This is a genomic window from Roseovarius sp. SCSIO 43702 (assembly GCF_019599045.1).
Taxonomy (GTDB): Bacteria; Pseudomonadota; Alphaproteobacteria; order Rhodobacterales; family Rhodobacteraceae; genus Roseovarius.
The window spans coordinates 3021714-3041074 of record NZ_CP080623.1; the positions used below are offsets into that span (position 1 = coordinate 3021714).

16 protein-coding genes are annotated in these 19361 nt (G+C 66.7%); 8 read left to right on the plus strand and 8 right to left on the minus strand.

Annotation, left to right across the window (positions count from 1 at the left end; translation table 11 throughout):
• Nucleotides 1–64: 64 nt before the first annotated feature.
• The 6 genes from K1T73_RS14950 (at nt 65) to K1T73_RS14975 (ending at nt 5954) form a co-directional block, all read left to right on the plus strand.
• Nucleotides 65–1198, plus strand: a complete 1134-nt coding sequence (locus K1T73_RS14950; protein WP_220601464.1) for a carboxylate-amine ligase — start codon at nt 65–67, stop codon at nt 1196–1198.
• Between the two features lie 79 nt (nt 1199–1277).
• Nucleotides 1278–2426 carry an acyl-CoA dehydrogenase family protein gene (locus K1T73_RS14955; protein WP_220601465.1) on the plus strand — a complete coding sequence of 383 codons (1149 nt, stop codon included), beginning with the start codon at nt 1278–1280 and terminating at the stop codon, nt 2424–2426.
• A 40-nt stretch (nt 2427–2466) separates the two neighbouring features.
• Complete coding sequence (locus K1T73_RS14960; protein WP_220601466.1) at nt 2467–2844, plus strand: STAS/SEC14 domain-containing protein; 378 nt, start codon at nt 2467–2469, stop codon at nt 2842–2844.
• Between the two features lie 5 nt (nt 2845–2849).
• Nucleotides 2850–3920, plus strand: a complete 1071-nt coding sequence (locus K1T73_RS14965; protein ID WP_220601467.1) for an enoyl-CoA hydratase/isomerase family protein — start codon at nt 2850–2852, stop codon at nt 3918–3920.
• Nucleotides 3815–4789 carry a 3-hydroxyisobutyrate dehydrogenase gene (mmsB, locus tag K1T73_RS14970; protein ID WP_259400536.1) on the plus strand — a complete coding sequence of 325 codons (975 nt, stop codon included), beginning with the start codon at nt 3815–3817 and terminating at the stop codon, nt 4787–4789. The genes K1T73_RS14965 and mmsB overlap by 106 nt, the downstream gene beginning before the upstream one ends.
• Nucleotides 4790–4871: 82 nt before the next feature.
• A complete protein-coding gene (locus tag K1T73_RS14975) occupies nt 4872–5954 on the plus strand; it encodes an AI-2E family transporter (protein WP_220601469.1) in 1083 nt (360 codons plus the stop codon).
• A gap of 33 nt (nt 5955–5987) precedes the next feature.
• Here K1T73_RS14975 and uvrA read toward each other — a convergent pair whose 3' ends face one another.
• Nucleotides 5988–8858, minus strand: coding sequence for an excinuclease ABC subunit UvrA (gene uvrA / locus K1T73_RS14980; protein ID WP_220601470.1), 2871 nt, complete (start codon nt 8856–8858; stop codon nt 5988–5990).
• Nucleotides 8859–8997: 139 nt separating this feature from the next.
• On the opposite strand from uvrA, the gene K1T73_RS14985 reads away from it, so the two are divergent.
• Entirely contained in the window at nt 8998–9345 is a 348-nt protein-coding gene (locus K1T73_RS14985; protein ID WP_220601471.1) for a DUF488 domain-containing protein, read from the plus strand.
• A gap of 34 nt (nt 9346–9379) precedes the next feature.
• Here the strand turns inward: K1T73_RS14985 and K1T73_RS14990 are convergent, their stop codons facing one another.
• The 7 genes from K1T73_RS14990 to K1T73_RS15020 form a co-directional block, all read right to left on the minus strand.
• Nucleotides 9380–9937, minus strand: coding sequence for a class I SAM-dependent methyltransferase (locus K1T73_RS14990; RefSeq protein ID WP_220601472.1), 558 nt, complete (start codon nt 9935–9937; stop codon nt 9380–9382).
• Nucleotides 9938–9980: 43 nt separating this feature from the next.
• Nucleotides 9981–11378 carry a dihydrolipoyl dehydrogenase gene (lpdA, locus tag K1T73_RS14995; RefSeq protein WP_220601473.1) on the minus strand — a complete coding sequence of 466 codons (1398 nt, stop codon included), beginning with the start codon at nt 11376–11378 and terminating at the stop codon, nt 9981–9983.
• 101 nt (nt 11379–11479) lie between these two features.
• Nucleotides 11480–12115, minus strand: a complete 636-nt coding sequence (locus K1T73_RS15000; protein ID WP_220601474.1) for a sulfotransferase family protein — start codon at nt 12113–12115, stop codon at nt 11480–11482.
• A 133-nt stretch (nt 12116–12248) separates the two neighbouring features.
• On the minus strand, nt 12249–12833 hold the full coding sequence (locus tag K1T73_RS15005; protein ID WP_220601475.1) for a DUF924 family protein: 585 nt from the start codon (nt 12831–12833) through the stop codon (nt 12249–12251).
• Nucleotides 12834–12956: 123 nt separating this feature from the next.
• Nucleotides 12957–14237 carry an MFS transporter gene (locus K1T73_RS15010; protein WP_220601476.1) on the minus strand — a complete coding sequence of 427 codons (1281 nt, stop codon included), beginning with the start codon at nt 14235–14237 and terminating at the stop codon, nt 12957–12959.
• Between the two features lie 105 nt (nt 14238–14342).
• On the minus strand, nt 14343–15389 hold the full coding sequence (queA, locus tag K1T73_RS15015; RefSeq protein WP_220601477.1) for a tRNA preQ1(34) S-adenosylmethionine ribosyltransferase-isomerase QueA: 1047 nt from the start codon (nt 15387–15389) through the stop codon (nt 14343–14345).
• Between the two features lie 30 nt (nt 15390–15419).
• Nucleotides 15420–18788: an AsmA-like C-terminal region-containing protein gene (locus K1T73_RS15020; protein WP_220601478.1), complete on the minus strand. Its 3369-nt coding sequence runs from the start codon at nt 18786–18788 to the stop codon at nt 15420–15422.
• An 80-nt stretch (nt 18789–18868) separates the two neighbouring features.
• Here K1T73_RS15020 and K1T73_RS15025 point away from each other — a divergent pair, with 80 nt between their 5' ends.
• The gene (locus K1T73_RS15025; RefSeq protein WP_220601479.1) at nt 18869–19330 is read left to right on the plus strand and encodes a peroxiredoxin; all 462 of its coding nucleotides are present in this window, start codon (nt 18869–18871) and stop codon (nt 19328–19330) included.
• The last annotated feature ends 31 nt before the right edge of the window (nt 19331–19361 follow it).

Below are 19361 nucleotides of genomic sequence, written 5' to 3' on the forward strand. Positions count from 1 at the left end.
CATTTTCCCTTGGCAGCCCCCGGATTCCGCGCTTTCCTGAGCGGACCCCGACGGAAGGCATGCCATGGCGATCACCGAACCCGACTTCACCATCGGCATCGAGGAGGAATATCTCCTTGTCGATCGCGACAGCATGGCGCTCGCCGAGGGGCCGCCCGACCTGATGGAGGCCTGCCAGTCCGAGCTTGGCGAGCAGGTCGCGCCCGAGTTCCTCAATTGCCAGATCGAGATCGGCACCCGCGTCTGCGCCACCGTCGGCGAGGCGCGCGAGGATCTGCGCCGCCTGCGTGCCTGCGTCTCGAAACACGCCGCGAAACACAATCTCGCGCCCATCGCCGCCTCCTGTCACCCGTTCTCGGACTGGCGCGATCAGAAGAACACCGACAAGGACCGCTACAACACGCTGAAAAGCGATCTCGCCGGCGTGGTGCGCCGGATGCTGATCTGCGGGATGCATGTTCACGTGGGCATCGACGACCCCGACCGCCGCACCGACCTGATGAACCAGCTCAGCTATTTCCTGCCGCATCTCCTGGCGCTCTCGTGCTCCTCGCCCTTCTGGCAGGGACAGGATACCGGCCTTGCCTGCTACCGGCTCACGATCTTCGACAACCTGCCCCGCACGGGCCTGCCGCCCCGGATGGACAGCTTCTCGGAATTCGAGCGCTCCGTCGCCACGCTCGTCGATCTGGGCGTGATCGAGGACAGCTCCAAGATCTGGTGGGATCTGCGCCCCTCGTCCAAGTTTCCCACCATCGAATCGCGCATCTGCGACGTGCAGCCCCGGCTCGAGCACGCGCTCACCCTCGCGGCGCTCACGCAGGCGTTGACGCGGATGCTCTGGCGCCTCGCCACCCGCAATCAGCGCTGGCGCATCTACGATCCCTTCCTCGTGTCCGAGAACCGCTGGCGGGCCCAGCGTTACGGCACGGCGCGCGGTCTCATCGACTTCGGCCGTGGCGAGATCGTGGAGTTCGCCGACCTCCTCGAGGAGATGATCGCGCTCGTCGCCGAGGACGCGAGCCATTTCTCGGCCCTGCGCGAGGTCGAGGCAGCGCGCGAGATGGTCGCGACCGGCGGTTCCACCTCCCGCCAGCGCAGCGCCTATGAAGACGCCCTGTCACGCGGCGAGGACGAGGACGCAGCCCTGCGCGCCGTGGTCCGGCACCTCATCGAGGAATTCCACCACGACCTCTAGGCCCGCCGCCCACCTTGCAACACTCCTGAAACATCTGGTAATTAAACATGCGTTCAATTCCGCCACACCGGGGGCCAGCATGGATTTCGCACTGACCGAGGAACAGACCGCCATCTTCGACATGGCCCATGCCTTCGGGCAGGATCGCATCGCGCCCAATGCGCGCGCGTGGGAGGCCGAGGGCACCATTCCCAAGACCCTCTGGCCCGAGATCGCCGAGCTGGGTTTCGGCGGGCTCTACGTGAGCGAGGAGACGGGCGGCGCCGGCCTCACCCGGCTCGACGCGACGCTGGTGTTCGAGGCGCTTTCCATGGCCTGCCCCTCGGTGGCCGCGTTCCTCTCGATCCATAACATGTGCGCCAAGATGATCGACGGTTTCGGCAGCGACGAGCTCAAGTCGCGCGTCATGCCGGACGTGCTGTCGATGAAGACGGTGCTCTCCTACTGTCTCACCGAACCGGGCTCCGGCTCCGACGCCGCGGCACTCAGGACGCGCGCGGAACGCACGAATGACGGCTACACCCTCAACGGCACCAAGGCGTTCATCTCGGGCGGCGGCTATTCCGACGCCTATGTCGTCATATGCCGCACCGGCGAGGACGGACCCAAGGGCATCTCGACACTGCTCGTCGAGGACGGCACGCCCGGGCTGAGCTTCGGCGGGCTCGAGGACAAGATGGGCTGGCGCAGCCAACCCACCGCGCAGGTCCAGTTCGATGACTGCAAGATCGCCGCCGCGAACCTCGTCGGCGAAGAGGGCAAAGGTTTCAAATACGCCATGGCGGGGCTCGACGGCGGGCGGCTCAATATCTCCGCCTGCTCGCTCGGCGCCGCGCAGACGGCGATGAACCTCACGCTCGACTACATGGCCGAGCGCAAGACCTTCGGCAAACCCATCTCGCAGCACCAGGCGCTGCAATTCCGCCTTGCCGAGAACGAGATCGAGCTCCAGGCCGCCCGCACCTTCCTGCGCCAGGCCGCGTGGAAGCTCGACACCGGCGCGCCCGACGCCACCAAGTTCTGCGCCATGGCCAAGAAATTCGTGACCGAGGCCGGAAGCCGCATCGTCAACGACTGCCTCCAGCTGCACGGCGGCTACGGCTACCTCGCGGATTACGGCATCGAGAAACTGGTCCGCGACCTGCGCGTGCACGAGATCCTCGAAGGCACGAACGAGATCATGCGCCTCATCGTCGCGCGCCACCTCATCGCGGAACACGCCTCCTGATCGCGCCGTTTTCCCCGTGACCGCACAAAAGGAGGATGCCATGATCCACTACGACGACGAAAACGGCCTTCTGCACCTCACCCTCTCGGGCCGGCTCACGACCGAGGATTACGACCGTTTCGAACCCGCGTTCGAGCGTATCCGGGCGCGGCACGAGGGCCGCATGCCCATGCTGGTCGAGATCACACCCGAATTCGACGGTTGGGACGTGGGCGCGCTCTGGCGTGACATGCAGATGGGTGTCGAGTATCGCAACGCCTTCTCGCGGATCGCGATGGTCGGTGCGCAGGACTGGCTGGACTGGGCCACCCGCATGGCCGACGGCCTCTTCCCGCAGGCCGAGATGCGCTATTTCGAGCCCGGCGACATCGCCGCCGCCCGCGCCTGGGCGCGCGGGGCGGCCGACATGAAGGAGTAGCGCGCGTGACCGAGCAGGACACTTCCTCCGACATCCACATCCGCACCGAGGGCCGCGCGGGCCGCATAACCCTGACGCGGCCCAAGGCCCTCAATGCGCTCACCTACGACATGGCGCTCGCCATCGAGGACGCGCTCGACAGCTGGGCCGGGGATGACGGCGTCGCGCTTGTCATCATCGACGCCGAGGGCGACAAGGCATTCTGTGCCGGGGGCGACGTGCAGAAGCTCTACCACACGGGCCGCGCCGGCGATTTCGACTATGGCCGCCGCTTCTGGCGCGACGAATATCGCCTGAACGCGAAAATCGCCGAATATCCCAAGCCTTACGTGGCCTTCATGCAGGGCTTCACCATGGGCGGTGGCGTCGGGATTTCCTGCCACGGCACGCACCGCGTCGTCTGCGATTCGAGCCGCATCGCCATGCCCGAATGCGGCATCGGCCTCGTGCCCGATGTGGGCGGCTCGCTCCTTCTGGCGCGCGCGCCGGGGCGACTGGGCGAATATCTCGCGCTGACCACGGCGCGGATGGGTCCGGGCGACGCGATCTACGCCGGCTTCGCCGACATCTTCATCCCGCAGGACGATTGGCCGGGCCTCATCGCGCGGCTCTGCGAAAGCGGCGACACCGCGGATATCGCCGAGGCCGGCCGAACCCCGCCGCACAGCGCCCTTTCGGACCTCCTGCACGATATCGACGCGCATTTCTCGGGCGACACGCTCGCCGATATACTCGAGGCACTCCGAGGCTCCGACACCGAATTCGCGGCGCAGGCGCTCGAGGCCCTGTCGCGCAACTCGCCGCTGTCGATGGCCTGCGCGGTCGAGATGCTCCACCGCCTGCGCGGCCCCGCGGCCAATATCCGCCGTGCGCTTGAGCTCGAATACCGCTACACGTTCCGCGCGATGGAGCACGGCGACTTCCTCGAAGGCGTCCGCGCCGCCGTCATCGACAAGGACCGCGCGCCCGACTGGCAGCACGATCTCGACACCTTGCCGCCGCACGCCGCGACGGACATGCTCATGCCGCTCGGGGAGGATGCCCTGGGCCTCCACAAGAAGGACGACGACACATGAAGATCGGATTCATCGGGTTGGGCAACATGGGCGGCCCCATGGCCGCCAACCTCGCCAAGGCGGGCCATGACGTGACGGGTTTCGACACGGCCGAGGTCTCCATCGACGGAATCGCCATGGCCGAGGATGCGGCCCATGCCGCCGAGGGCGCCGACGTGGTGATCACGATGCTGCCCAACGGCGGCATCCTGCATTCGGTGGCCGAGGCCATCGTGCCCGCGATGAAGAAGGGCGCGGTCCTGCTCGATTGCTCCACCGTCGACGTCGCCAGCGCCCGCGCCGTGGCCGAGATGGCGAACGACGCGGGGCTGCTCTCGCTCGACGCGCCCGTCTCGGGCGGGATCGGCGGCGCGGAGGGCGGCACGCTCACCTTCATGGTGGGCGGCGACGAGAAGGCGTTCGAGATCGCGAAGCCGCTTTTCGACATCATGGGCCAGAAGGCGGTGCATTGCGGCCCCTCGGGCAACGGCCAGGCGGCCAAGATCTGCAACAACATGATCCTCGGCGCCACGATGATCGTCACCTGCGAGGCCTTCGCGCTCGCCGACAAGCTCGGGCTCGACCGCCAGGCGATGTTCGACGTGGTTTCCACCTCCTCGGGCTATAGCTGGTCGATGAACGCCTATTGCCCCGCCCCCGGCATCGGCCCCAAGTCGCCCGCCGACAATGACTACGTGCCGGGCTTCGCCGCGGAACTGATGCTGAAGGACCTGCGCCTCGCCCAGCAGGCCGCGCAGGATGCGGATGCCGACACGCCGCTCGGCCAGGCGGCGACCGATCTCTACGCGCAGTTCGTCGAGGAAGAAGGCGGCAAGGGCCGCGACTTCTCGGCGATGCTCCCCCGGTTCGAGAAGCGCGGGCGCAGCTGACCTGTCCCGCCCCGGGGGAACTTCCGGACAGTCACGCGCGTTGGGTGGCGATTGCACTTCACGCGCGTGATTTTTTCGGCACATGACAGATTTGAACCGCCTGTATGCCCCCGTCCTCGGCATCTTCATCATCCTGCTCATGGCGCTCATGCTCTGGGCCGCCACGTTCCTCATCCCCGTGACGACCGCCGTGCTGGGCTATTTCGTTCTCAGCCGGCCGCGGCGGCTCATGCGGCGGCTCGGCGTCCCCGACATCGCGACGGCCGCCCTCTTCACCACGCTGATCTTCGCGGGCGCCGGCGCGGCGATCATCTGGTTCGCCGAACCCGTCGCGCGCCTGGTCGAGAACCTGCCCGGCTACGTCAGCGACATCCAGCGCGAGCTTGCCGCGCAGTCGGGCGGCGCGATGGATGCTGTCAACGACGCCGCGAAAGCGGTGGAAGAGGTTGTCGACACCAAGGACGACGAGGCCGTCAACGTAAAGGTCGTCGAAGAGAACAGCCCCGCCGCGTCGATCGTGACCCTTGCCCCGAAGGTGCTCGGGCAGGTGATATTCGCCATCTTCATGATGTTCTTCCTGCTCGCCTCGGGCGACTTCTTCCTCGAACGCACGGTCGAAAGCCTGCCGAACTTCACCGAGAAGCGCCGCGCCGTGGGCATCATCCACTCGATCGAGGACCGGCTCGGGCGCTACCTCGGCGGCATCACCTTCATAAACGCGGGGCTCGGCGTGGCCATCGGCGCGGCGATGCTGGCCTGGGGCATCCCGAACTGGATCGCCATCGGCATCATGGCCTTCGCGCTGAACTACATCCCGTTTCTCGGCGCCCTTGCCGGTGCCGCCATCGCCGCGCTGATCGCCTTCATCACCTTCTCGGACCTCTGGTCCGCATTGGGCGTGTTCCTCACCTACATGGCGCTCACCTCCATCGAGGGTCAGTTCGTCACACCGATGCTGATCTCGCGGCGGATGCGGCTCAACACCCCGGTGGTGTTCCTCGTTGTCGCCTTCTTCGCCTATATCTGGTCGGTCATGGGCATGGTCGTGGCCGTGCCCATCCTGATCGTGATCAAGATCACCTGCGACGAGATCGAGCGCCTGAACCGCATCGGCCATTTCCTGGGCGACGCGGAGGACGCGAAAGGCGTCGCGCGCAAGGCCTGACCGCCCCCGTGCGACCCGTCCCGGCCGGCACGCTCATTCCGCCGCCAGCTTGCGCCCCGACAGCATGTCCTTCAGGTAGCGTCCCGTATGGCTCCGCTCGACGCCGGCCACGTCCTCGGGCGTGCCCACCGCCACGATCTCGCCGCCGCCATCACCCCCCTCGGGGCCGATATCGATGAGCCAGTCGGCGGTCTTGATGACGTCGAGGTTATGCTCGATCACGACCACGGTGTTGCCTTGCTCCACAAGCTCGTGCAGCACTTCCAGCAGTTTTCGAACATCCTCGAAATGCAGCCCCGTGGTCGGTTCGTCCAGGATATAGAGCGTGCGGCCGGTCGAGCGCTTGCTCAACTCCTTGCTGAGCTTCACCCTCTGCGCCTCCCCCCCCGAAAGCGTCGTCGCCTGCTGGCCCACCTTGATATAGCCCAGCCCCACGCGCATCAGCGCATCCATCTTCTCGCGAATGGACGGCACCGCCTTGAAGAACTCCTGCGCATCCTCGACCGTCATATCCAGAACGTCGGCGATGCTCTTGCCCTTGAACCTGATCTCCAGCGTCTCGCGGTTGTAGCGCGCGCCGCCGCAGGTCTCGCAGGTGACATAGACATCCGGCAGGAAATGCATCTCGATCTTGATGACCCCGTCGCCCTGGCAGGCCTCACAGCGCCCGCCCTTCACGTTGAAGCTGAACCTGCCCGGCTTGTAGCCGCGCGCCTTCGCCTCGGGCAGACCGGCGAACCAGTCGCGGATCGGCGTGAAGGCCCCCGTGTAGGTCGCCGGGTTCGACCGCGGCGTGCGCCCGATGGGCCGCTGGTCGATGTCGATCACCTTGTCGAGATGCTCCAGCCCCTTGATCGTCTCGCAGGGCGCCGGAGTCTGCCGCGCACCGTTGAGGCGCATCGAGGCGGTCTTGAACAGCGTCTCGATGGTCAGCGTGGACTTGCCCCCGCCAGACACGCCCGTCACACAGACGAACCGGCCCAGCGGAAACTCCGCGGTCACGTCCTTCAGGTTGTTGCCCGTGGCCTTGACCACCTCGACCGACTTGCCGTTGCCCTCGCGCCGCGTTGCCGGCACGGCGATCTCGCGCTTGCCCGAAAGGTATTGCCCGGTGAGCGACTGTTCGTCCGCCGCCACCTGCGCGGGCAGGCCGTGGCTCACCACGCTGCCACCATGCACACCCGCGCCCGGACCGATGTCAAAGACGTAATCGGCCTCGCGGATCGCCTCCTCGTCATGCTCGACCACGATCACGGTGTTGCCCTGGTCGCGCAGGTTCTTGAGCGTGGTCAGAAGCCGCCCGTTGTCGCGCTGGTGCAGCCCGATGCTGGGCTCGTCCAGCACGTAAAGCACCCCGGTCAGACCACTGCCGATCTGGCTCGCCAGCCGGATCCGCTGGCTCTCGCCCCCCGACAGCGTGCCGGCATTGCGGCTGAGCGTCAGGTATTCGAGGCCCACATTGTTGAGGAATCCCAGCCGCTCGCGGATTTCCTTCAGGATCGCGCGCGCGATCTCGTTCTTCTGCGCGCTCAGCGCCTCCGGCACCCGCTCGCACCAGTCATGGGCCTCGCGAATGCTCATCTGCACCACCTGCCCGATATGGAGCCGCGCGCCCTCGGGGCCGATCTTCACCGCCAGCGCCTCCTCGCGCAGGCGATAGCCTCCGCAGGTGCCGCAGGGCCGGTTGTTCTGGTAGCGCTCGAACTCCTCGCGGATCCAGTTGCTGTCGGTCTCGCGATAGCGCCGCTCCATGTTGGGGATCACCCCCTCGAAGCTGCGCGTCACGTTGTAGACGCGGCCGCCCTCGTCATAGCGGAACTGGATCTCCTCGTCGCCCGAGCCGTAAAGCATGACCTGCTGCACATGCGCGGGCAGGTCCTTCCACGGCGTCTGCGCGTCGAACTCGTAATGCCGCGCGATGGCCTCGATCGTCTGGAGGAAATAGGGCGACTTCCCCTTCCGCCACGGCGCCAGCGCCCCGTCATAGAGCTTGAGCGCCGCGTCCGGCACCACCAGCCGCTCGTCGAAGAAAAGCTCCATGCCCAACCCGTCGCAATCCGGGCAGGCTCCGAAGGGCGCGTTGAACGAGAAGAGGCGCGGCTCGATCTCGGGAATCGTGAAGCCGCTCACCGGACAGGCGAAATTCTCGCTGAAGGTGATCCGCTCTGGCTCACCTTCCTTCGGCGCCGTCTCGAGAATCGCGATCCCGTCGGCCAGGTCGAGCGCCGTGCGGAAACTGTCGGCGAGCCGTGTCTCGAGCCCCTCGCGCACAACGATCCGGTCGACCACCACGTCGATGTCATGTCGGAACTTCTTGTCGAGCACGGGCGGCTCGTCCAGCTCGTAGAAGCTGCCATTCACCTTGACGCGCTGGAACCCCTGCTTGCGCAGCTCCATGAATTCCTTGCGATATTCCCCCTTCCGGTCGCGGATGATCGGGGCCAGGAGATAGCCGCGCGTGCCCTCCTCCATCGCCATGACCCGGTCCACCATGTCCTGCACCTGCTGTGCTTCGATGGGTTTGCCGGTTGCCGGCGAATAGGGCGTGCCCGCCCGCGCGAAGAGAAGCCGCAGGTAGTCGTAGATCTCCGTCACCGTGCCGACCGTCGAACGGGGGTTCTTGCTCGTCGTCTTCTGCTCGATGCTGATCGCGGGGGAAAGGCCGCTGATATGATCCACGTCGGGCTTTTCCATCATATCGAGGAACTGCCGCGCATAGGCCGACAGGCTCTCGACATAGCGGCGCTGACCCTCGGCATAGATCGTATCGAAGGCCAGGCTCGACTTGCCCGACCCCGAAAGGCCGGTGATGACGACGAGCTCGTTGCGCGGAATGTCCACGTCGATGTTCTTGAGATTGTGCTCGCGCGCCCCGCGCACCTCGATATGTGTCTGCTCGGCCATCAGGCATCCCCCAGGTTCCAAGGCCTAACAGATAGTGTATGCGCCCCGAGTCTCCAACCCGCAAAACGGAACGTTGCACGAACACCGCGCGCGGAACCGCCGCGCGGCCGCGGCGTTTCCCGTGAGAAGGAGAGACATCATGGATATCCGCTGCAAACGCGCCTACGACGACCCTGCCGACAATGACGGCCACCGCGTCCTCGTCGATGCCATGTGGCCCCGCGGCGTGTCGAAGGAAGAGGCCCGGCTCGACGAATGGCTGAAGGACGTGGCCCCCAGCGACGACCTGCGCGAATGGTTCGACCACGACCCCGACAAATGGGACGAATTCCGCGACCGCTACCACGAGGAGCTTGACGACAACGACGCCGTCGATGACCTCCTCGACAAGGTCCGCGACGGCCGCGTCACGCTGGTCTACGCGGCCAAGGACGAAGAGCACAACAACGCCGTTGCCCTGCGCGACTACCTCAAGTCCAAGGCGTAGACCGGGCGATCGCCTCGCCGGAGGCCCCCGCCCCTCACTTCTGCGCCAGCGCCCAGGCGCAGATCGGGCAGTCGGGATCGTTCGTCAGATCGTCGCGCTCCGGATCGTATTCCGGCGGCCACGAGTCCTCGAGATTGCGGCGCGCGGCCGCCCTGTTGCCCCATTGCGCGGCGCGCACCTTCCGCGCCTCGAACCCCACTTCCACCAGCAGGTTCCGCAACCCGCGCGCGGTCCATCGCGAGCAATCCATCGGCGCACCGTGGTAGGGCACGAAGAACGGCACGGCGAGCCAGAAATATCCGCCGGGCCGCAGCATCTCGCGCACGTGCCGCGTGGCGGCATAGGGCCGGTCAAGATGCTCCCACACCTGGTTCGCGAGCACGATGTCGAAGGTCAGGATCCGGCCTTCATCATCCATGAAGGGCGCGTCGCAGATGTCGTGTTTCGGGTAGCGGAAGCGCGAGTAGCTCCTGAACGCGTAGCGCCGTCCGTTCTTCCCCGAGATCTCGGCCGCATCCATCTCCGACAGCGGCAGCGCGGTCAGCCACTCCTTCGAGGTCTGCTGCATCACGATCCGGTTGAGACTGGGCATGCCCCGCGTTCCCGCCATGAGCGGGCCTCAGCCCGCCGCTTTCTCAGATGTGGATCGCCCGCCCATAGGCCTGCAACACGCTCTCGTGCATCATCTCGCTGAGCGTCGGATGCGGGAAGACCGCGTTCATCAGGTCTTCTTCCGTGGTCTCGAGCTGCCGGCCCACCACGTAGCCCTGGATCAGCTCGGTGACTTCCGCGCCCACCATATGCGCGCCCAGAAGCTCGCCGGTCTTCGCGTCGAAGATCGTCTTGACCATGCCCTCCGCCTCGCCCAGCGCGATCGCCTTGCCGTTCCCGATGAAGGGGAAGCGGCCCACCTTGATCTCGTATCCCGCCTCCTTGGCCTTCGCCTCGGTCAGGCCCACGCTCGCCACCTGCGGATGGCAATAGGTGCAGCCGGCGATGCTCTCGGGGCGCACGGGATGCGGATGCCCGCCCGCCGCCATCTCGGCCACCATGACGCCTTCGTGGCTCGCCTTGTGGGCAAGCCAGGGCGCGCCCGCCACGTCGCCGATCGCGTAAAGGCCATCGACCCCGGTGCGGCAGTATTCGTCCACGATCACGTGGCTGCGATCCACCTTCACGCCCAGCTCCTCGAGGCCCAGATCCTCGACATTGCCGACGATCCCGACGGCGGAAATCACGGTGTCGAACTCGTGCTTCTCGACCTTGCCGCCGCGCTCGATATGGGCTGTCACCTTGCCCTTCGCACGGTCAAGCTGCTTGACGGTGGACTTCTCGAGGATCGTCATGCCCTGCTTCTCGAACGCCTTCTTCGCGAAACCGCTGATCTCGGCATCCTCCACGGGAAGTACCCGGTCCATCACCTCGACCACCGTCGTCTCGGCGCCCAACGTGTTGTAGAAGCTCGCGAATTCGATCCCGATCGCGCCCGACCCGATCACCAGGAGCTTCTTCGGCATCCGCCCCGGCTGAAGCGCATGCTTGTAGGTCCAGACAAGGTCCCCATCGGCCTCGAGTCCCGGCAATTGCCGCGCCCGCGCGCCCGTGGCCAGCACGATATGCTTCGCGCTCAGCTCCTGCGTCTCGCCCTTGTCGGTCTTGACGCTCACCTTGCCCTTCGCGGGCAGGGTCGCGGTGCCCATGATGACCGTCACCTTGTTCTTCTTGAGCAGGTGCCCCACACCCTGCGTGAGCTGCTTGGCCACCCCGCGCGAGCGCTTGACAACGGCATCGAGGTCATAGCCCGGCTTTTCCACGCTCAGCCCGAATTCCTTCGCGCGATGCATCAGGTGGAACACCTCGGACGACCGCAGCATCGCCTTCGTCGGAATACACCCCCAGTTGAGACAGATGCCGCCCAGATGCTCGCGCTCGACACAGGCCACCTTGAGGCCCAGTTGCGCCGCCCGAATGGCCGCCACATAGCCCCCCGGCCCGGCTCCGATTACGATCATGTCAAAGCTCTGAGCGGCCATGTGCTATCTCCGTCCATTCAACACCAAAACTGGTTTGAAATTAAACTATCATGGCGCCGACCACAACGCGCGGTTCTCCCCGCGTGGCCGCGGCGTCGGGATCACTTTTCCGGATCGCCGCCGAAATGCTCCCAGAACTCCTTCTTCTGATGAAGGCGCGGAAATTCCTCATCGGGCTGCGGCACATTCAGAAAGGCGCAGAGCGGCTCCCACCCCTCGGCCACATCGAAGACCAGCAACCGGTCCGCGGGCACCGCCGCGCGCACCGCCTCGTTGTTGCGCCGGTAGGCGGCTATGGCGCATTCGCGGTCGGTGAAATCTTCGAAAGTCTTTCGCAGGAACCCGTCCCGCATCATGATGAAAAGGTCCGCGACATGCGGCGGCAGGTCCAGATCGTCCACAAGCCGGAAGAACTTGCCGATGGTGCTATCGAAACTGGACCACCATTTGTCTTCGGGCCGTTCGGTATGCAGGACCTTGGCCTCGGGAAAGGCGGCAAGCGCCTGCGGCCAGATATGCGCACCCGGCCAGTCGACCTGGGACCCGTACCCCTCGTAAAGCTGGTTCGGGGTCACCGGACCACCGGCGAAGAACGCTTTCCAGAGCGGCGGCTGCGCTGCATCCTCCATGACGGCGACCATGTGATGACAGGGGCCGAATCCCAGCCGCTCAAGCGCGACCTTCGTCGACATGGTGCCCGTCCGGCCGAAGCCCGAGCCGATAACTTGCAATGTCATGATTGTTCCCATCCATGCGCGGCAATCGGCCGCCATCGGACACTCGAACTGAACCCGCGAATGCTCTCACGTATCCGCCGGATCACCAAGGACTTTCGGCGCCTTCATGTCCGTCCGGGAACCGCCTTCGCGCTCAGGCCGCGTCGGCCGCCTGCAAGGCACGCACCGTCTCGCCATAGGATCCGGCCTCGAGATAGCCGCGCTCGGGGCCTGTCGTGGCCCGGCCCAGCGCCTCGTTGCGATAGGGGAAGCGTCCGAATTGCCGGATGACCTCGCGATGCGCGCGGGCATGGAGAAGCGTGTTCTCGCCCGTCTCGGGCATGCGTTCACAGACAAGGCGGATGCACCGCTCCTGGTCGCAGAGGTTCTCCGAATGCATCAGCGGAAGATAGAAGAACTGCCGCGCCGGTTCGTCGATGGCCAGGTCCCATTTCCGCCCGATCGCCGCCTTCGCCGCCGCAAGCGCGGCGCGGTCGGTGGCAAAGGACGTGGCCTCGCCCCGGAACATGTTGCGCGGGAACTGGTCCATGAGAATGATGTAGGCCAGCGTTCCGGCCGGATAGGTCAGCCAGAGCCCGAAACGACCCTCGCGCGCGGCGTTCCACGCGTCGAGGAACCTGTCCCGGATTTTCGCATCGAGCGCCTCCGAAACCTCGTACCAACCTTCCGGGCCGACCTCGTCGAGCCAGAACTTCAACACATCATCGGGCGACGTCATGGAATGCTCCTCTTCATCCATACGACAGTTTTATAAATGTTAACGCGGCGTTAACTTACAAGGCCAGTCATAAAATGCTTCATTTGCGACATGCCCATCACGTTATCGCAATCACCGCGCCGCTCATGACGCGGCCCGCGCGGCCTCCTCGGCCTCGTCCTCCTCGGCCTGCGCCTCCTCGATCGCCCATTCCTGCGCGATCTCCACGGCCACCGGCGAGGCCGAGGGCATGACCACCACGTAGGGGTCCTGGTCCTCGATCGAGCGCGACGGGCGCTGCGTCATCCGGTAGGCGGCATAGCCCGACGTGGCGAAGCCCAGCACGGCGATGAACATGAAAAAGCCCCACGGCCCCACCTGTCCCATGATCCAGCCCACCGCGAGCGGCCCCATCACCGCGCCCAGCCCGTTGATGAAGATCAGCCCCCCCGCCGCGGCGGCCATGTCGCCATGCTCGAGGAAGTCGTTCGTGTAGGCGATGAGCAGCGAATAAAGCGGGTTCGACATGCCGCCGATCAGCGCGGCCGCCACGCAGAGCATCACGAAGATGTTACCCAGGAAGATCCCGATCAGCGCGCCCAGCCCGATGATGAACGCCCCCACGAGGATCATCAATCGCCGGTCCAGCCGGTCCGACAGCCACCCGACCGGGTATTGCACGAAAAGCGCGCTGATGAAGAAGAACGACACGAAGGTCGAGATCTGCGCGACGCTCAGCCCGGCCTCGGCGCCATAGACCGGCGCCATGCCGAACTGCGCGGCAAAGACCCCGCCCAGCAGGAACATCCCCACGCAGCCCAGCGGCGAGACGCCGAACAGCTGCCTCAGCGTAAGCGGCTTCGTCGTGTCGAAGGCGGGCGTCGGGCTCACCGACAGGAGGATCGGCGCGAAGGCGATCGAGACGAGGACCGACGGCACGATGAAAAGGACGAACCCGCTCGGCTCGCCCAGGATCAGCAGGTATTGCGCGCTCACGATACCGACCATCTGCATGATCATGTAAAGCGACAGCGCCTTGCCCCGGTTCTCGTTGTCCGCCGCCTCGTTGAGCCAGCTTTCCGCCGTCACGTAGACGCCCGAGAAACAGAAGCCGATCAGGATACGCAACAGCCCCCAGGCGATCGGGTCGGTGAGGACCGGGTAGAGGATCATCACCGCCGAGATGAGCGAGCCGAGCGCGGCGAAGACCCGCACGTGCCCCACCCGCCGGATCATGTCGGGCGCCATGCGCGACCCGAAGAGGAACCCCACGAAGTAGCCCGACATGACGAGCGACATCTCCATGGTGGAAAAGCCCTCGATCTCGCCCCGGATACCCAGGAGCGTGCCCTGCATCCCGTTGCCCACCTGCAAGAGCATCATGCCCAGCAGGAGCGCCCATGCGCTCGACAGAACCTTGATCATCTCGGGCCTCCGATGCTCGTTGCGGCCTCCCTGCCACGCCGGCAACGGGCCTGTCCGTCACGAACGCGACTCAACGCGGCTCACTTTCGCCCCCGTGGCAGGGTTTCAGCGCGGGATCAACAGCGATGCATCCCCGTATGAGAAAAAGCGATAGCGCTCGGCGATGGCGTGCTCATAGACCGCGCGCATCCGCTCGCGCCCCATCAATGCCGAGACGAGCATCATCAGCGTGCTCTTCGGAAGGTGGAAATTGGTCATGAGCGCGTCGGTCACGCGGAACTCGAAGCCGGGATAGATGAAGATGTCGGTCTCGCCTTCCCACGGCGCGATCGCGCCCGTCGCGCGGGCCGCCGTCTCGATCAGGCGCAGCGCGGTCGTGCCCACGGGAATGATCCGCCCGCCCGCCGCCCGCGTGGCGGCGATCTCGGCGGCGGCGGCCGCGCTCACCTCGCCCCATTCGGCATGCATCCGGTGCGTTGTCACGTCCTCGACCGTCACCGGAAGGAACGTGCCCGCCCCGACATGCAGCGTCACGTGGCTGAACGCGACACCCTGCGCGGCCAGCTCCGACAGGAGCGCCTCGTCGAAATGCAGCGACGCGGTCGGCGCGGCCACGGCGCCCTCCTTCGCGGCCCAGACGGTCTGGTAATCCTCCCGGTCGCGCGCATCCGCCTTGCGCCGCGCGGCGATGTAAGGCGGAAGCGGCATCGCCCCCGCCTCGGCCAGCGCCCGGTCGAACGCTTCGCCGGCAAGGTTGAAGCGCAGCACGCCCCGCCCCTCGACCTTGCCCAGGAGTTCGGCCTCGAGCCCCGCGCCGAACCGCACCACCTCGCCCTCGCGCAACTTCTTCAGCGGCTTGACCAGCGCGCTCCACGTCCCCTCCGGTCCCGGCTCGAGGAGCGTCGCCTCGATCCGCGCGCCCGTCTCGGACCCCGGGCGGTCGCGCGTCCCGGAAAGGCGCGCGGGTATGACCTTGGTATCGTTGAGGATCAGCCTGTCACCGGGTCTGAGCCATCGCCCCAGGTCGCGCACATGCGCATCCGTCATGTCCGCGCCCTCGGCCACCAGCAGCCGCGCGGCGGGGCGCGGCCGCACCGGCCGCGTCGCGATCAGCTCCTCCGGCAGATCGAAATCGAAATCGTCGAGCTTCATGTCGCCGTCCTGCCTGGCCCCGCGCGGGGGTTACCTCTGCCCCGGCGGCCCGCCCGTGGCGACACCGCTCCGGCCGGTCTCTTCCTCGATCTCGCGCAGCCGGTCCTCGGCGCGCTGTACCCCCGGCGGGGCGCGGCGGAATATGTTGCGAAACATCCCCGGCGTAAAGAGCGTGAGCGGCAGAACCTTGACCCGAGGATCCTTGGCCGGGCCCTTCATCTGGTAGTTGAACCCGATCAGCCCCTCGCCCTTGCGCGTCAGGATGCCGCCGATCGCGTTCACCGCGTAGACGGGCGAGATGACGCCCTGCATGTCCATCCGCCCCTCCTTCAGCCAGTAATAGCCGTCCATCGTGACGCCCATCGACGCACCCGTCGCGCGGCCCTTGTAGAGGGTAAGCTGCTCGGGGCTGAGCTTGAACTGCGCGTCGAGCTCCGCGAAATGGATGCCGTTGCCCGACATCTGCTCCAGAAGGCCCACGCCGCTCATCGCGCTGAGCAGCGCGGCCATCGCCGGCGCGTCGGTGAGCCACAGGTTCGCCCCCTTGAGGCGGCCGTTATAGCTCCCCGCCTCCGTCGCGGGCCGCAGGATAAGCTCCATCGACCCGCCGCGCGCGTTCTTCAGAAGACCCGCCGAGCGCAGCACGCCGCCCGCGTTTTCCGACACGATGCGGAACGCGCTGCGCCCGGCCTCGGGAAGGATGGTGCCGCTCACCTGCGCGCCGTTGTTCACCTTGCCGCTGAACTGCCCGCTCGTGCCGCCGCTGGTGTCGAGCTTGGCGCGGAAATCGGTCAGCATGATCCCGTCCGAGATCGTCAACCTGTCGAGCGCAAGGCTCACCGGCGCGCCCTTCCGGGTTGCCGCACCCGGCCCCGCGCTGAGCGACGTGCGCCGCAGGTCGACGCGCCCGCCCGAGACCTGCACGGCGGGCGTCGCCCCCGGCCCGCGCCCCACGAGCGTCACCGGCGCATCGAGCCATCCGCCCACGTTCACGCGGCTGAACACCGCCCGGTCCAGCACGCCGTCGGGGCGCAGCGTCACCGCACCCACCGCCTCGAGCCCCGGCGCGTCGAGCGCCACGCGGTCAATCGCGGGCGGCTGGCCCAGCCTGCCCTCCACCCGCAAACTCCCGCCGCTCGCCGCGGGCTTCGACCAGTTGAGCTGCGAAAGGCGCATGCCAAGCCCCCGCAGGTCCGAGTTCAGCACGAAATCCCCCGCGCCGCCATCGCGCAGGTCCACGGTGATCTCGCCCTCGGCCTGGCCGGTGATCGACCCCGGCGGCAGGCCGATGCCGAACTCGTCCACGAATCCCTGCGACAGGATCACCGTGCCCGTCACCCGCGATCCGCCCTCGGCCTGTTTCGTCAGCGGCGTGGCGAACTCCCCCTCGAAGGGCACCTGCCCCAGCCGCGCGGCCCCCTCGACGCGCAACCCCTCGCCATCCGCGCGCAGGTCGAGCGTTTCGGCGGTGAGCGTGCGCCCCTCCACCAGCGTCTCGCTGCGCAGGTCGCGCAGCCGGCCCTTGACGTCGAAGACGATCTCCTCGGTCTGAAGCTGCGGCTTGAGCAGGAAATCGAGCCGCCCCTCCAGCGTCGCGCGCCCCTCGGCAAGCGTCACCGGCTGGCCCGCCTTGTCCATCAGGTTGACCGGGTCCGAGTTGAGCAGCGACAGCGCCGCGGTGATCGTGCTGTCGATCTTGACGAGCGCCACCGCCGGACCGCGCCGGATGCCCGCGTCGGGGATGATGAAACTCGTGCCGGCGATGTCGATCCGCCCGCCCTGCGCGGGCTCCACGTAGCCCTCCGTCGCCGTGATCGCGAAGCGGTTGCCGTAAAGCGAGGCCTGCCCCGCCCCTTCCCGGATCGGCGGCATCTCCTTGACGAATTTCGTGGTGAGGTCGTGATAGGCGAAGTTGATATAGGCGTCGGGCACCTCTCCGGGGTCCGAGCGCACGGCAAGCTGGATGTCGCTCAACTGCCCCTTCTCGATATTCTCCACCAGCCAGTCGCGCGTGTTTGCCTTCACCGTCGCGGGCCACAGCTCTACCAGCCGGGCATGGCTCAGCGCATCCATCTCCGCATCGACCGCCAGGTCCCAGCCCGCCTCCACCGCGCGCAGCGTTCCGGCCAGGACAAGGCGCTGGCCCTGGTCCTGCAAGGTCAGTTCCCCCACGGTCAGTTCGAAGGGATCGAGGTTGAGCCGCATGTCCATGCTCGCCGCGTCGAGGCGCACCGGTTCGGGATAGAAATCCATCGGGTTCATCTCGATGTCGCGAAGCCGCATCTGCGCCTGCAACTCGGTGGGCCAGCCGGTTTCGGCCCCGATGAGGAAGGCCTGCCCCTCGGCCCGGACACGGCCCCACTTGCTGTCGATCGACACGTCCTCGAAGCGCAGCGCGTTCTCGCGCGGATCATAGGTGAAATAGGTCCGCGCGCCGGTGAAGGCCACGGGCTGCACCGCGTCATTGGGCTTGAGCACGCCTTCCCCTATCTGAAGCGTCGCGTTGAGCGGCCCGAGCCGGCCATCCTCGTCCACCTGCGCGCGCAACGCGCCCGAGATCGGCGCCTCGAGCGCGCCCAGCCAGGCCATCGCGGGCGACTGCCCCGCGATCTCGTCCGCCGGCATGTCCTCGATGTTGACAGACACCTCCGCCGCCGCCTCGCCGATGCGGCTCGCGAAACTCATCCCGAGACGCGTCGGATAGGCCCGCGCGCCCAGAAGCGTGAAGTCACCGCCGAGCCGCAACTCCTCGCCCTCCCGAAGCAGGCCGAGGCTCCCGCCGTCGACGTTCCACGCGCGCCCCGCACGCGCATCCTCGTAGCGCAGCGTGATGTTGTCGGCCTGCACCTCGCGCAGCGTGGCAAGGCCCGGGCGCGTCATCGCGCGGTCGATCCGCGCGATCACCTCGGCCAGTTGCACGTCGCCCATGCCGCCCCCCAGCGCGAGGTTGATCTTGCCGTCCGCGTCACGGCGCAGGGCCAGCGCCGCACCCGAGACGCGGATCACCTTCGGCTGCAACTCGCCGCGCAGAAGCGGCTTGAGCGCCACCGTCCCGCTCAGTTCCGCAAGCGCCGCGATGGGCTGCCCGCCTCGCTGGGAAAAGGCCACGTCATGCAGCTCGATGCGCGGCTGCCAGCCCTGCTCGACCACCACCACGACCTCGCCCATTTCCACCTCTACGCCGCCCGTCTCCTCGTTGATCCGCTCGATGATCCGGGCATGAAGCCAGTCGGGCACCACGATGGGCGTGCCGAGATAGGACAGGACGAGAAGCGCGCCGGCAAGGACCAGGAACGAGACGCTCAGAAGCGACAGGAGGCCGATCTTCCGCCCCCGCCCGCCGCGCCGCGCGCGCGAACGGCCTTCCGCCGTCTCCACCTTGTCGTCCGATGCCGCCATGCGCCTCTTTCGTCGACCGCTTTGCCACCTGCCCGTCGCGGTCTATCTTCCACTCACATAGCAGCAGGAGCGAGCGTGATATGCCAGAAGTAAGCGAAACCGCACCCGATTTTACCCTGCCCCGCGACGGCGGTGGCGAAATTCAGCTTAGCGCATTGCGCCCCAAACCCGTCGCGCTCTTCTTCTATCCCCGCGATGACACCTCCGGCTGCACCAAGGAGGCCACGGGCTTCACCGCGCTCCGCGACGCCTTCGACAAGGCCGGGGTCGAGGTGATCGGCATCTCCAAGGACAGCGTGGCGAGCCATGACAAGTTCGTGAAGAAACACGATCTCGGCATCCCGCTGCTCTCGGACGAGGACTCGGACGTCTGCGAACGCTACGGCGTCTGGAAGGAAAAGAAGATGTACGGCAAGACTTTCATGGGGATCGAGCGCACGACCTTCCTCATCGACGGCGAGGGGCGCATCGCGCGCGTCTGGCGCAAGGTGAAGGTGCCCGGCCACGCCGAGGAGGTGCTCGACGCGGCGCGCGCCCTCTGACGGCGCGCACGGAAAATGTCAACGATCCCGA